Origin of the sequence: Hassallia byssoidea VB512170 (assembly GCF_000817785.2) — a bacterium.
GTDB classification, from domain to species: Bacteria; Cyanobacteriota; Cyanobacteriia; order Cyanobacteriales; family Nostocaceae; genus Hassallia; species Hassallia carrinoi.
Map to the genome: position 1 here is coordinate 1 of NZ_JTCM02000031.1, position 14,587 is coordinate 14,587.

The window sequence follows — 14,587 nt, forward strand, 5'->3', positions numbered from 1 at the left end:
ATGCAAGCCGATGCATTAACAATGCAAGCCGATGCATTAACAATGCAAGCCGATGCATTAACAATGCAAGCCGATGCATTAACAATGCAAGCCGATGTTTTATAGTTAATTGCTAACTTTCCACTCCCCCATCTCCCCATCTCCCCATCTCCCACTCCCTATTTTTTATTCCAAGGTCCCCAAATAGCAAAAGTGATTCCGGGGGTTTGGATATTCACGAACAACGTCTGACCATCTGGAGAGAAACAAGCACCAGCAAACTCGTTATCGTTAAGAGCGTTACGAGCAAATTGGTACAGTTCCCCACCAGGAGTAACCCCGACAAGGAAATTATCGCCGTCGCCATCTTCACAAAGTATGAGGTCGCCAAAGGGAGCGACGACTATGTTATCGGGCATATCTAGTATGGTTCTATCGTTTGGCTCAACAAATAGTTCGATGGTGCCACCTTCTCTTTTATTTCTGCCAGGAATGTAACGCCAAACCTGACCCCCACTATTAGCACCCCCACTTGTACAACAAAAGTAAAACTCTCCGTTGCCATACCATATTCCTTCACCGCGAGCAAATTGTGCGGCTCCTTTCTCAAAGCCTTCTTTCCGCACTGTGTCTTTTTCGGGATCGTAATCTTCAATGCGAACCCACTCTACTTCCTTTGGTTCATTTACAGGGAAATTAGTTTTGGTTATGGCTTGAGGCATATCCTTAATTTTGAGAGCCTCAAGGATACCACCTGCCTCTAACTTGCCTGGTTTATTGGGGATGAAGCGATAAAAAAGGCTATCTCCGGAGTCTTCTGTCTCATAGACAATTCCTGTTCTGGGGTCTATGGCAACGGCTTCATGGTTGAACCGACCCATTTCTATTAATGGTACCGGGTCAACAGTACCCTTTTTGGGTTTGCGAAGCGCTGGAACTTCAAAGTTATAACCGTGGCGTTTAGAAACTCTGTTCGGATTGGGTACGAAGATACCAGAATTTGCTGGCTGTTCTATCGTCTCAGGAGTTGTTTCTGGAGTGGAGGTGTTTTCTTCACAACTAATCCATGACCCCCAAGGAGTTAGACCACCAGCACAGTTACGGTAAGTTCCCGCTAGTGAGGCATAATCTCTAATCAGTTCACGCTTTGGGCTAACGATTAATGTACTTGTGCCACCTTTACAAAGCTCGTCATACTTTTGTCCAATGACTTGCGTTGAGGAGTTTGGACTAAGTTCGTGGTTGCGAACTAAGATAACCGAGCGATTTGGTCCAGCGAAAGTAGCCATGCCATCATGACCACCAGGCACGGGATTACCATCAGCCATGATATCCCCTGTCCGCGAAAATGCTCGGTATTTAAATCCGTCTGGTAAGTCTAACAAGCCATCAGGATCTGGGTTGAGCGGACCATAGCCTGAACCTGTGAGCGATTTTCCTTGAGCGGCTTTAGCATAAACAGCTTTTAAAGTATCTCCAACAACAAGAGTTGCAGCAGTTGCACCTGCAATAGTAAAAAATTGTCTTCGTGAGAAAGCCATAGTTTACTGATAATTCTTTTATTTGTCTGTAAAAATTAGTAGATGTTGTGCAATATTTAGGCTGTGTTATAAATTTCTACAAGAGAAATATTTCTGGCTTTTTCACGCCGAAGCTGACTCTTGAGCATAATTAAAACACGTAAAATTTCTCAATTTTTTGCCGAAAAATTTTTTGTTACCACAACTACTCAACTAAGTTAATGCAACCAAAGAATATACTTTTAAAGTTAAGCTCAGTTAATCTCGGTGTTAACTATGTTTTAAGAAGCAATATTCAAAATTTTATATTGATAAAAATTCTCATTTCTTAAGATAAAAAATAGGGACACGATATTATCGTGTCCCAACAAATAACTGAAAAGCGTCTCTAATTTACTCACAGCAAACAAGTATTATTCTGGCAATTTATACTGCCCGACAATACGCTTGGCAAAGTCCGGAACATGTGCATCTAACTTCTCTGGATGATTGCGCTTCACGTATAAATAGTTACGAGTAAAGTGAGAATCAATCGAGAAACGCGCATATTCCAATCCTTTGGGACCAATTTTTTCAATCACGACACCCATCAATTTTGCCGCCCACATGGGCAGGGTAACGCCTTTATCGTAAGCGGGAATGCTTTGTTGTACGGCTTCTTTCCGGTTTCCCTGCGACATCACCGGCTGGGTTTCTAGCTGGTCTTTCACTAAATCCAGCATTTGTTTGCCTGTATCATTTCTAACTACAATCCACTGCCAACCGAAGGGTGCGCCCATATAACCGACTACCAAATCTGCCAGAGAATTGACGTAATCAAAGCAACTCATGCAAGAAGGGGCAAAAACATCTTTGAGTTTGTTGGTTTTTAAGCCAAAGAAAGGTACGGTTTCTGTTGAGCCATCTTCATGTTTAAAGTGAACTCGGAAGTCTTGCATAAATTCGTAATGTACGACTGTCTCAGGCGATCGGCTGGTGGTTTCTAAGAATTTTTGCAGTCCGGCACGGTTAACGTTATCTACACAAGGTGTTCCTAAAACATAAAGCTTTTCTAAGCCAAGTTGTTTTTCGACGGCTCGTAATGCTTGAATTTGGCAACCAACCCCAATTACTAACAGTCGCTTCATCCCCGATTTTTCTATCTGTTCCAAGACGGAAAGATTAGGTGATAGTGTTGGTTTGTTTACTCGTGCCGCTAGTATTTCTTCTGCGGTTCGGGCGATGATTGGCATCGGTTGAAAGCGGTCTTCTTTGGTGTTTTGCACGCAAACAACACCTTCAACTATGCCGCGATTGAGCATTTCAATGGCAATGCTGCTAACAATACCCGTCCATTGCGCTCCTTCGATTGGTTGAGTTTTTCGTGCTGCGGTCATGTGTTGATGAACACCAAAATATAGTTCATCCGGGTTGTCGAGATTGCGAGAGCGATCGTGTGTTTCTTCTTCAAGTTCGCCTATTTGCTGATTAATAAAAGCGCAGGCTTCCTTGACATAGTGAATGTAATATGTATCGCACAGTCCGCACTCGCTACAAAGTTCTTTAGCAGGACGACGGCTAGAGGGTTTGAGAGCCTTGGCTTTTTTGTGAGGAGAAACTGAAGTCATGTTAAGCGCAGTTTGTTAACTAAAAACCTAAGATAGCGGAAGGCTGCACTTTACACAAAATTTAAGAATAAAAAGCAAGATTTCATTGATTTCTCTGAACTCGCAAAAATTTACCAAGTATAAGCTGTAAGTAACTAATATTACTTAAAATTCAAACAAGTGACACAAACTTCTCGAACAGGTGCAGTATTTATTGCAGGAGGAGCCGTAGGAGGTGCTGGTGTTTCCGCATCTGTCGGTGGGATGGGATTAGCTGGAGGATTTGGAGCAGTTGGAATTGGAATAGTTCCTGTAGTTGGTGCCGGCGCTGTTGCTGGTGCAGCTGCTTATGGTGTAATTAATGCGATCGCACAGGGAGATGCTGCGGCTTTCGGTGCAATGGGAATTGGTGCAATCGGCGGTGCTGGCGTTTCTAACGTTATTGGTGGTATGGGATTAGTAGCACCAAAAATAGGTTTGGCATTTGGTATTGGTACAGTACCGATGGCAGGAGTTGGTGCAGTGGTTGGACTTGCAGCCTATGGTATTGCCAAACTGTTAGACGAATCTGGAATTAGTGAAACTCCCGCACAGCTTTTTGAGCGAATGGAAGAAAAAGTCTTGCAGATGGATTTTTATTCCGCAGCAGTTATCGAGTTAGATTTATTTTTATCTGGGGAGGATCTCAACCAACAATTTGCAGCCTTGGAAGTCGAAGATGAGTTACAAGCGCTCAAGGCGGAAAGACATAATCCTACAATATCAAATTCCTCGCCATCTATAACCCCGGAAACCTCTGCTTTCAATACAGAAGAAGTAATATCCCTCAACACCCAAGCATCTGAAACTTGGAGATGTGTACAAACACTTCATTGTCACTCAGCCGCAGTTAATGCGATCGCTATTAGTCCCGATGGTAATACCTTTGTTAGTGGCAGTGATGACAGACAAGTTAACCTGTGGGACTTGAAAACAGGAAAATGGCTTTATACTTTCTCCGGACAAGCAGAGGCAGTTTTATGTGTTGCCATCAGCCCTGATGGACAGCAGATTGTCAGTGGTAGTGTAGATCGCAAAATCAGCAGTTGGCAGCTAGATACAAGAAAATTTATCAGGACACTCTCTTATTTAAATTCTCCCTACAGTCATAATGGCTTTGTTTGCTCAGTTGCTTTTAGCCCTGATGGAAAAATTCTTGCTAGTGGTAGTGCTGATAAAACTATTAGACTTTGGGGACGCTATACAGGAACAGTAAAACGTACCTTTAATGGACATTTAGATGCAGTTTTGTCTGTTGCTTTCAGTCCCGACGCTAAAATTTTTACTAGTGGCAGTGCCGATAAAACTATTAGACTTTGGGATGTAAAAACTTGGGAACAGCGCTGTATTCTTACCGGACATTTGGCAGCAGTTAATACACTTGCCATCAGTCCTAATGGTCAAACTCTTATTAGTGGGAGTACAGACACCACCATTAAGCTGTGGAATCTCCACACTGAGGAACTACTCCACACCCTGACTGGACACTCAACAGCGGTTTTATCTGTTGCTATCAGCCCAGATGGACAAACCCTCGCTAGTAGCAGCAGAGACGGCATCATCAAACTTTGGAACCTACAAACTGGGGAAGTATTACAAACTCTTTCTGGGCGTAATCCTGTTGCCTTCAGTCCTGATGGCAAAATGTTGGTAAGTGGTGGTAACGGTGGAAGCATCAAGATTTGGTCTCAAAAACAAAACTTTAATGAATCCGTACTTAACCCAATACTATCTGGGGAATGGTGGGAAATCTTAGGCGTAAATCCGGGCAATCATCGCAGTGATATCAAACAAGCCTACCTTCAATTAGCAAGACAATATCATCCCGATGTCAACAGTTCTGCAACTGCAAAAGCCTCAATGCAAGCAATTAATCAGGCTTATAAAGAGTTTTTAGCGCAATTGAATAGCTGATAGGTAATCAACACACAGCACCTTTTGAAAAATCTTCTTTTTAGCCCTTCAGTGAACTTCACCGAAGGGCTTTCACTATTTCAAAAATCTCTCTTCTCTCTTCCTCTGCTTCCTCTGCGCCTAGAAAGGTTCGTTACTCTTTGCGGAAAATTCTAAAGTCACGTTAAGCATCATTTATTAACTAAAAACCTAAGATAGCTCAAGGCTGCACTTTACACAAAATTTAAAAATAAAAAGCAAGATTTCACTGATTCTAACGAGGTTGCAAAAGCTTACTCAGCTTAAACTAAACATAGTATTATCTATCACTTTTAACCAAGTAATAACCAGGAAATAAAAGACAGAAATATGGGACTAAATAATCGCATCAGCCGCATAGTCAAAGCAAACCTTAACGATATAGCAGGTAATTTCAAACCAGGAGAAAGTGCAGCATTTATTGCTGGAGGAGTCGCCACTGGTGCTGCTATTTCTCATACAGTCGGTGGTATGGGATTAGCAGCCGCAGGAACAGCTGTAGGTATTGGTGCGCCGCATTTGATGGCTGCGGGAGCGGTTACGGGTATGGCTGCTTATGGAGCTAAGAAAGGAATAGAAAACCAAGATCCCTTAGCTTTGGGTGCAGCTGCACTAGGAGCGGTTGGTGGTGCTGGAGTTTCTGCCACTGTTGGAAAGATGGGATTACTTGCAGCCGGAAGCGGTTTTAGCATTGGTATGGCTCCTGTAGCTGCTGCTGGTGCAGTTGTTGGACTTGGTGGTTATGGTTTGTTGAAGTTGCTTGATGGTAGTCAAGATACTAATGACCCAAACAAAGTTGTTGAATCTCTTAACCAAACAAAATTCAGCATACTACAGAATATTCATCTTGCTAAACGTAACAGAGAACAAGTACAAGCAAATTACAACCAAGCTGAAAATAAAGTCCAAGAGTGGCATCAAATAGCTTTATTAGCTATGAAAAAAGAACGTGAAGATTTGGCTCGTGAAGCTTTGACTCGTAAGCATACTCACCAGCATTCTGCTGATAGCCTGAAAAATCAGCTTGAGCAGTTAATCACAGTAATAAACAGTCTCGAAAATGACTTAAGGTTTATTGAAAAGACAATTGCCCAAGTTAAAGCAGAAGCCGACTCAAACTATGGGTGGGCTTAACAATGTCAAGAAAAACTACTAATTCACTGCAAAAACTTGTACGAGGGGTGATTCGGGATTTTGCAGTTTTGGTAAATGAGCCAAAGCCTGAGAAAGTAAAGAAGGCAAAAGCGAAAAAATATCCTGTTACCAAATCTCAATCTCAGCCAAAGCAACAAGCAAACAAGCGATCGCGTTACATTCCCCTATCAGTTCGTTTTACAGTTCTCCAAAGAGACAATCATAAATGTGTATCTTGTGGTAAAACTCCCCCAGAAGTCACTCTAGAAGTCGATCATAAAGAACCGTTTTCTCAAGGAGGTACAAACGACATTAGCAACTTGCGAACGCTGTGTTTCAAGTGCAATCGTGGCAAAGGTGCGCGTAGCTTAAAATAACGTACAAAATCTTTAATTATCGGAAATAGCCCTTCAGTGAACTCACCGAAGGGCTTTCACTATTTTCCCTCTTCCTTTGCGTCTCTGCGCGCCAGTCGCCTCACTCCTCCACCCCCGCACGGCGCTGGCTTGCCTCTGCGTGAGACCTTGCTTAATCAAACAGCACTCTCAACAGATTCCTCTCGAAAACCCAAGCGCGATCGCTTTTGCAAAAATATTTCCTGCATTCGCTCAGTATAAGGCAGCAACAAAGCTTTTTGTTCTGGATTCACACGCCTAATAATTTCATCCCCTAATACTTGACACCATTTTTCTGTCATTTCCCATTTGATTTCTACTCCCTCGACAACCATCTCACATAAAGGAAGCAATTCTTCTTCAAATGATGCCATACTACCCTCTAAAAAACACAACCATAAATATGCCTGAAACATATTTAAGTCACGAAGGCAAGAGTGTGTTACACCAGAATCATTCAATTTTCCCCGACGGCTGCGATGATTGGGCAATAATTCTACAAGTCGATTATAAACACTTTGAGCAATATCCCTAGCTGCTGGTAACATTTGCTCTACAATCATAAACTCAGGCGAATTGAATTTATATTTAGCACTTTGATTGCAGACTCGCTGCCACGGCATCGCAACTTGCTCTTCGACAAAGTTTAAGTAAGAAGCAAGCAATATTTTTTCACATGGTGTAAGTTTTTTCAGAATTAAACTATTGCTAAAATTCAACTGCGTTGTCAAAAAACCTAGGGCACGCCAATCCTTAGATGCAATGTGTTGTTCTTGAAACACCAATAATATTGGTTCAAGAGCGTATGCTAGTTCCTCAATTGCTGGAATTGCCCATAAAGTAAGGGAATTATCTTTACTTTCAACCGAAACTGAGCCAGTATTTATTGACTGTTTTTGATAAATTTCTAGTACTTTTCTATACACCCTAAAGGCAAATTGAGTTATGCGCTTTGCCTCGTTCAAATCTAAAATGTTAGGAATATAAGAGTAAAGGGTTTTTGTTTGTATCCATGCCATGTTGCAGTTGATATCTAATACGTTATCCTTTAACTTGGTAGCAGTTAAGGCTCGACCCTCTGGGGATGAGGCTTTGAGCAACTCTTCAGCGGATGCTCCGTTTTCTAAAGATAGAGAGGATAAATCAACTGTGTAGCGCTGTGCCCAAAGATTGAGCAAACGGTCAACCGTGGGAGTTTTCACAGGTTGAGAGGTTTTTAACATAAATTTTTCCTGACTAAACTTGATTAATTAACTTTCTGTAGATTATTCATATAATTACGCCCTGCATAATATCAAGTATAATTACTACATATTAATTAAGTTAGATTACTTCTGAGCCAATATAAAGATTGCTATGTCGGAGCGATCGCTTTTACAAAAACGTGCGTAAGCAAATCTACTCATGCCAACCGCCAAAGTTGGGCGAGCGCTCCTTCAGTTGGTAGTGCTTTAGCTTCTGGACGCAACCTGATTAAAATTGTAGTTTACACTAACTTTAAGATTCATCCGGAAGATTTTACAAATTCTTGCCGATCCGTACCCGTTGCCTCCTGCAAATGGGTATATTATATTTACTAGTGCGTCAGTAACAATAGTTACAAAATAGCAATTAATTTCAAACGATAAGTTTTAAATCTTAACAGCATAAGAAAAAGAACTATCCAACAAACATACTTTATGCGATAGTTCGTATTGCTGTTTTTGTGGAGAGAGTAGCAAACGCTTGTTTTATTGCCGGATCTAGCAACAAATCTTGTTATGAATTACGTACATTAGAAATTTTCGCTTTCTTAGTCTATAAATAACTGAGTAATTTGCTTTTATTATTATGTATCGAATGCTATCGCTGTTTGAGGAACTTCAGTAGAAAAAAGTCTTGAATCCTCTGACCGCATCGATAATATTACTTAAGTTCAAGCAGTAGAAATTTTATTGTTGTTTCAAAAATCACTTTATCTTGTCTCCATCTTTTTTCATTTTGTCTGCGTGCAAGTTTTCTGGTTGATCGTGTAAAGCCTGTATGCCTTTCTCTAGCTGCACTCTGGCTTTTGAACTGGATAATAACACATGTGAACGAAAAGATATGTATGTTAAAATATTCGGCTTTTATGAAAAAATGATGACGAAAATTTTAAAACTATATTGCATCTTCTGAAAATTCGTTATAAATTATTAACTAATAGGGGAATAATTTAATTTGTAGTGTAAAAAGCTAAATCAAATTTAAGTAAATACGCTGTTTCAGCTTTAATTTAATGTGAAGCCGAAACAGCGCATGAGGTATAGTTATGTTTTTCAAGTAATTATTCCGAATGTGAAACAGAAAAAATCCTCATTGAAAAGTATATTTGACTGCACTTTTAGAAACGATTATGTTAATACTACTTACATGAAAAAATAAATGATTTAATTCAGTATAAATACAATTTATCAAAATAACCAAAAATTTTAGATAAGCTGCTCAAAAAGCAGCTTTATCTGCTATTTTTGGATAAATTATTAGCTGATTGTATTGCTGCTCAAAAAATTGTCTTTGTTATGATCGGAATAGCAAAAATAATAATCAGGGCACATCTACCACAAGACACAATATAAGTACAAAATCTAAACGGAGATATAAAGAGCGATGCAACTAAACGAATTAGTAACAATTAAAAGTGTAGACCAAGAAGCATGGGAAGCACTAGAGAAATCGATTCTTTACTATCAAGGGCGTCCCGTGGGCACGGTAGCCGCCTATGATGTATCAGTAGAAGCGCTCAATTATGACCAGTGTTTTATTCGAGATTTTGTTTCTTCTGCGTTACTTTTTCTGATTAAAGGCAGAGCAGAAATTGTGCGTAATTTTCTCGAAGAAACCTTAAAGTTACAGCCGAAAGAAAGAGAATTAGATGCTTATAAGCCAGGTAGGGGTTTGATTCCAGCTAGCTTCAAAGTTGTATCTCACAAAGGAGAAGAATATTTAGAAGCTGATTTCGGCGAACACGCGATCGCCAGAGTGACACCTGTTGATTCTTGTCTGTGGTGGATGATTTTATTGCGTGCTTATGTCATCTCTACCAAAGATTTTTCTCTAGCTTATCAACCTGAATTCCAAAAAGGTATCAGGTTAATTATGGAACTTTGCTTGGCAACTCGCTTTGATATGTATCCAACGCTGTTAGTTCCAGATGGTGCTTGTATGATTGACCGTCGTCTAGGTATCTACGGGCATCCTTTAGAAATTCAAACTCTATTTTATGCTGCATTGCGTGCGGCTCGCGAGTTATTAATTTGTAAAGGCAATCAAGATATTGTCGAAGCAATTGATAACCGCTTACCTCTATTATGCGCTCATATTCGTCAGCATTATTGGATAGATATCAATCGCCTAAATGCAATTTATCGCTTTAAGGGTGAAGAATATGGCAAAACAGCGGTTAATCTTTTCAATGTATATGCAGATTCTCTTCCCTATTATGAATTAGATAAGTGGTTGCCAAAAAAAGGTGGTTATCTAGCAGGTAATGTTGGACCCTCGCAGCTAGATACTCGCTTTTTTTCAGTCGGAAACTTGATGGCGATCGTTTCCGATCTGGCAAGCGTTGAGCAATCGCAAGCGATTATGAATCTCATTGAGAAACGATGGGACGATTTAGTGGGAGATATGCCGATGAAAATCTGTTTCCCCGCTTTGGAAAATGATGAATACAGAACTGTAACTGGATGTGACCCCAAAAATATTCCTTGGTCTTATCATAACGGTGGCAGCTGGCCCGTTTTAATGTGGATGTTGGCAGCAGCAGCGGTAAAAACTAACAGAACAAATCTCGCACAAATGGCGATTGAAATTGCCGAAGCACGTTTGAGTGATGATGAATGGCCCGAATATTATGATGGGAAAAAAGGACGACTGATGGGTAAGCAAGCCAGGAAATTTCAAACCTGGACTATTACTGGATTTTTATTGGCAAAAGAACTAATGGCAAACCCTTCTTATTTACCATTAGTCAGTTTTGATGAATTACCTCCAGAAGTAGTTTCTAGAGCGTGTGAGTTTGAAATCAACAGTGTAGATACTTACACTTCTCGCGCTTAAATAAGTAGTCTAAAGTCCAGTTGATGGGCTGCTTAGGCAGCCTTTATCCTTGAAGAATTTTCCAAATTTATTTTTTATCGGTTAACAACTCTATATAGCAATCCGTTTAGGAATCGTGAAAAACAAGATACCCGACTTCTTTAAGAAGTCGGGTATCTGAAGAATTTAGATTTTTAAGATATATATACTAGTTTTATCTCCTTGTCATCAGCTGGATGATGATAAGTAATGACTGCTGATTGGTTAAGTTGGCTAATGGGGGCAGGTTTCATTTCTCCCCGAAAGTCTAGCAACTGGACAAGAATTAGGTAGGCGATCGCTAAAATTATCGAAATTGCACCTGTAATAATTGCCACTATTTTTGAACGTTCCATTACATATTCCTGTTAATAAAATTTAACTACTCAACGCTTTGAGGAAACGTTGCAAATTCTTGAATATACTGGGCTTTTTCGTGCGTGTACCATCAGTTGAGGTTTGCGATTTTTTTGCTAGAATCAGATCCACCTCGTCACCGGCTGGTTTATTGGGTAAATCGGCTATTTTTTCGTAATTACCGCTTTTTTGTACCCAGACTTCCCACTGTTGAGGGTAGCAGCGAAATACACCTGTTTCATCATCTACAGGACGCAGGTAGTAACATGATTCAAGGGTGCTAATGAAGCGATCGCGGACTTGTCTTGCTGCATAACCGATACCCACAACTCCAGCATCATCTAAGCGAGGATTTAAAAGGACAAAAGGGCGATCGCCTATATATTCACATAGTTTTTCCAGCTGTGGCACTTCTACAGAAGTGGGAGCGATAAATAAGAAAATTTCGTCTTCTGGCTGAATTTTTGATTCTAGGGAAGCAACTCTACCACTGCCAATATCTTCAATTTTAAATGGTACATCTGCCCAGTCGCGACGGGCAAGAGCCGCAGCACCCGCATCGGTAAAGAATATTTTCAGACGAGAATCATATGATTGAAAAGCTGGTAAAAATTGCTCCGCGACTGACATATGTTTGAGTTCTGGGAAGACTAACTCAACTTGCAGACGTTTATAACCATCTGTTAGCGCAGCTTGGGTAGCGACTTGTGCTTGAGCGATCGCGTCTTCTAAAGTATTAGGAAGTTCAGCCATTTTAAACGATTTTAGGTTTTATAAAGAATAAATTGATTTGTTACCATCAATGAATTGAGTAGCTCTGTCTGTGAAATTATGAATTATGAATTATAAATTAATAATTATTTGGTCAACCTTTGCAAAATTTGCTTGAACACCATCGCTACCCAATCTACATCAGCGGAAGTGGTTTCGCGTCCTAAACTCATGCGAATTGCTCCTAATGCAGCTTTTTCTGAATAACCCATCGCTAACAATATCGGACTTGGACTAAGTTTACCACTATTACAAGCAGCACCTGCACTAATACCAATGCCAGCTAAATTCATCATTCGTACTAAAGTTTTACCGCTGAGTTTTTCCCCATCAGCGTATTGCAGACAGAAACTGACATGATGAGGTAAGCGGTAAATCATATCGCCTGTAGGTATTAAACCAGGAATATCGGCTAATTGGGAAAACAAGCGATCGCGTAATTTAATTAAACGTGGTGTTTCCGTTACTATTTCTTGCGTTGCTAATTCCGCTGCCACACCAAATCCGGCAATATTTGGCACTGCTTGCGTACCTGAACGCAGTCGCATTTCTTGCCCTCCACCACTCAACAAAGGCGCTAAATCTACACCAGGACGGACATACAGCGCTCCTGCACCTTGGCATCCATAGATTTTATGGCTGGATAGACTAAGTAAATCTACAGCGAGTGTTTGTACGTTTATTGGCAAGCGTCCGGCAACTTGCACAGCATCTGTGTGGAATATGACGTTGTGCGATCGCGCAATATTTCCTAATTCGGCTATTGGTTGGACTGTTCCAACTTCACTTTGACCGTAAATCACGGAAATCAGCACGGTGTTAGGTTGCAACGCTGCTTCTAAATCTACAGGATTTACTGTACCTTTCGCATCCACCGGCAAGCGGGTTATTTGCCAACCCCACATTTCCAATAATCGCGCAGGTTCAGAAATCGCAGAATGTTCCACACTGGATATTATCATATGTTGGGGAACCGCGTACAAACGGGCGATACCCATAATTGCCAGATTATCAGCTTCCGTACCCCCAGAGGTAAAGATAATCGATTGCGGATCGACTGCGTTTATTAATCCGGCAACCTGCATTCTCGCTTGTTCGACAATTGTTGCTGCTCGCTGTCCCCACTCGTGTAAGCTGGAAGGATTGCCCCACTGTTGAGTGAGGATTGCTTGCATTGTGGCGATCGCTTCAGAACGAGTGGGAGTAGTCGCACTGTAATCTAAATAAATTTGCATATTATATTGCGGGAGAACACACGCTGGCAACTTTTGACATTTGGCTAATTCTGCGTTGAAAAACTTTCTTATTTGGGAATTATAAATTTGTTCACCCAACGATTAGCAGACTAAGGTGCAAATTTTTTCTACCCAAAGACATTTTTATTTTATCTTTTTACTGATACTTACTCTCGCTGGTTGTCAGCGAGTCCAGTCTGACAGTAAACGTCTTCAACCGCTACCGCAAGATTTATTAGTCAAAGTTTACTTTAACCATTCCGAGTCTTCAGAATATAAAGAACCTTACCGACAGCAAACCCGTCTTGGGGATGATTTAGAAAAACAGATTGTTGATGCAATTTACCAAGCTAAATCAACAGTAGATGTAGCAGTACAAGAATTGCGTCTACCCAAAGTTGCACAAGCGTTGGTTGATAGACAAAAAGCTGGAGTTAAGGTGAGATTAATTTTGGAAAACACTTATAGTCGTGCTTGGAGTAGTTTCACTGCGGCAGAAGTTGGTAAGCAAGAGTTGAGAGAAAAGGAAAGATATCAAGAATTTCGGCAATTTGTAGACATTAACAAAGATAATCAACTTAGTTCAGAGGAAATCAACCAAAGAGATGCTTTGGCGATTTTGCGTAATGCGAAAGTCCCTATAGTTGATGATAGAGCAGATAATTCACGAGGTAGCGATTTGATGCATCATAAATTTGTGATTGTCGATAATCGCATTGTGATTGTTACTTCGGCTAATTTTACCTTGAGTGACATTCATGGAGATTATTCTAATAATACCACTTTAGGTAACGCCAATAATTTATTGAATATCGACAGCCCAGAATTAGCGGCTTTATTCACCAAAGAGTTTAACATCATGTGGGGCGATGGACAAGCAGGAAAATCAGATAGTAAATTTGGCTTGAAAAAACCATTACGCTTACCTGAAAAAATCAGCTTGGGTGCAAGCAAAATTACCGTGCAGTTTTCACCAACTTCCCCAACTCAACCTTGGAGTAAAAGCAGTAACGGTTTAATCGGCAAAACTTTAACTTCCGCGACAAATAACGTCGATATGGCATTATTTGTCTTTTCCGAACAGCATCTTGCTAATATCTTAGAAAATCGTCATCAAGAAAGTGTGAAAATTCGCGCTTTGATTGAACCTCAATTCGCTTATCGTTCATATAGTGAAGCATTAGATATGATGGGTATTGCTTTCAGAAACAAATGTAAATATGAACTGAATAATCATCCTTGGCAAAATCCCATTACCACAGTTGGTGTACCTTTATTACCCAAAGGTGATTTATTGCATCATAAATTTGCTGTCATAGATGGACAAATCGTAATTACAGGTTCTCACAATTGGTCAGAAGCGGCAAATAATGGTAATGACGAAACACTTTTAATAATCGAAAATCCTGTAGTTGCGGCTCATTATATGCGAGAATTTGAACGTCTTTATAAGAATGCCAAAATCGGCTTACCGCCAAAGAAATTAGAGAAAATTAAAACCCAAGAAAAACAGTGTTCGTAAAATTTAATTCGTAGTGAGC

The 14,587-nt window shown here is 40.4% G+C and carries 11 protein-coding genes; 5 read left to right on the forward strand and 6 right to left on the reverse strand.

Features of this window, described 5'->3' with window-relative positions; all coding sequences use genetic code 11:
• Positions 1 to 158 precede the first annotated feature (158 nt).
• Positions 159 to 1,520, reverse strand: coding sequence for an alkaline phosphatase PhoX (locus tag PI95_RS15465; protein WP_039739786.1), 1,362 nt, complete (start codon positions 1,518 to 1,520; stop codon positions 159 to 161).
• A gap of 392 nt (positions 1,521 to 1,912) precedes the next feature.
• On the reverse strand, positions 1,913 to 3,106 hold the full coding sequence (locus tag PI95_RS15470) for a Coenzyme F420 hydrogenase/dehydrogenase, beta subunit C-terminal domain (RefSeq protein WP_039739783.1): 1,194 nt from the start codon (positions 3,104 to 3,106) through the stop codon (positions 1,913 to 1,915).
• Between the two features lie 159 nt (positions 3,107 to 3,265).
• Here PI95_RS15470 and PI95_RS15475 point away from each other — a divergent pair, with 159 nt between their 5' ends.
• The 3 genes from PI95_RS15475 (at position 3,266) to PI95_RS37175 (ending at position 6,567) form a co-directional block, all read left to right on the forward strand.
• Complete coding sequence (locus PI95_RS15475; protein ID WP_039739768.1) at positions 3,266 to 5,038, forward strand: DnaJ domain-containing protein; 1,773 nt, start codon at positions 3,266 to 3,268, stop codon at positions 5,036 to 5,038.
• A gap of 348 nt (positions 5,039 to 5,386) precedes the next feature.
• Positions 5,387 to 6,190 (forward strand): PspA/IM30 family protein, encoded by an 804-nt coding sequence (locus PI95_RS15480; protein ID WP_063842309.1) that lies wholly within the window; start codon positions 5,387 to 5,389, stop codon positions 6,188 to 6,190.
• Positions 6,191 to 6,192: 2 nt separating this feature from the next.
• Positions 6,193 to 6,567, forward strand: a complete 375-nt coding sequence (locus PI95_RS37175; RefSeq protein WP_163518922.1) for an HNH endonuclease — start codon at positions 6,193 to 6,195, stop codon at positions 6,565 to 6,567.
• Between the two features lie 155 nt (positions 6,568 to 6,722).
• Here the strand turns inward: PI95_RS37175 and PI95_RS15490 are convergent, their stop codons facing one another.
• Positions 6,723 to 7,808 (reverse strand): hypothetical protein, encoded by a 1,086-nt coding sequence (locus tag PI95_RS15490; protein WP_039739766.1) that lies wholly within the window; start codon positions 7,806 to 7,808, stop codon positions 6,723 to 6,725.
• A gap of 1,405 nt (positions 7,809 to 9,213) precedes the next feature.
• On the opposite strand from PI95_RS15490, the gene PI95_RS15495 reads away from it, so the two are divergent.
• Entirely contained in the window at positions 9,214 to 10,665 is a 1,452-nt protein-coding gene (locus PI95_RS15495; RefSeq protein WP_039739763.1) for a glycoside hydrolase 100 family protein, read from the forward strand.
• A 173-nt stretch (positions 10,666 to 10,838) separates the two neighbouring features.
• Here PI95_RS15495 and PI95_RS15500 read toward each other — a convergent pair whose 3' ends face one another.
• The 3 genes from PI95_RS15500 to PI95_RS15510 all read right to left on the reverse strand — a co-directional run bounded on the left by PI95_RS15500 (position 10,839) and on the right by PI95_RS15510 (position 13,046).
• Positions 10,839 to 11,039, reverse strand: coding sequence for a hypothetical protein (locus PI95_RS15500; protein WP_039739761.1), 201 nt, complete (start codon positions 11,037 to 11,039; stop codon positions 10,839 to 10,841).
• A gap of 22 nt (positions 11,040 to 11,061) precedes the next feature.
• A complete protein-coding gene (locus PI95_RS15505) occupies positions 11,062 to 11,793 on the reverse strand; it encodes a DUF1995 family protein (RefSeq protein ID WP_039739760.1) in 732 nt (243 codons plus the stop codon).
• Positions 11,794 to 11,897: 104 nt separating this feature from the next.
• Positions 11,898 to 13,046 (reverse strand): cysteine desulfurase family protein, encoded by a 1,149-nt coding sequence (locus PI95_RS15510; RefSeq protein WP_039739756.1) that lies wholly within the window; start codon positions 13,044 to 13,046, stop codon positions 11,898 to 11,900.
• A 115-nt stretch (positions 13,047 to 13,161) separates the two neighbouring features.
• On the opposite strand from PI95_RS15510, the gene PI95_RS15515 reads away from it, so the two are divergent.
• Complete coding sequence (locus PI95_RS15515) at positions 13,162 to 14,568, forward strand: phospholipase D-like domain-containing protein (RefSeq protein WP_039739744.1); 1,407 nt, start codon at positions 13,162 to 13,164, stop codon at positions 14,566 to 14,568.
• The last annotated feature ends 19 nt before the right edge of the window (positions 14,569 to 14,587 follow it).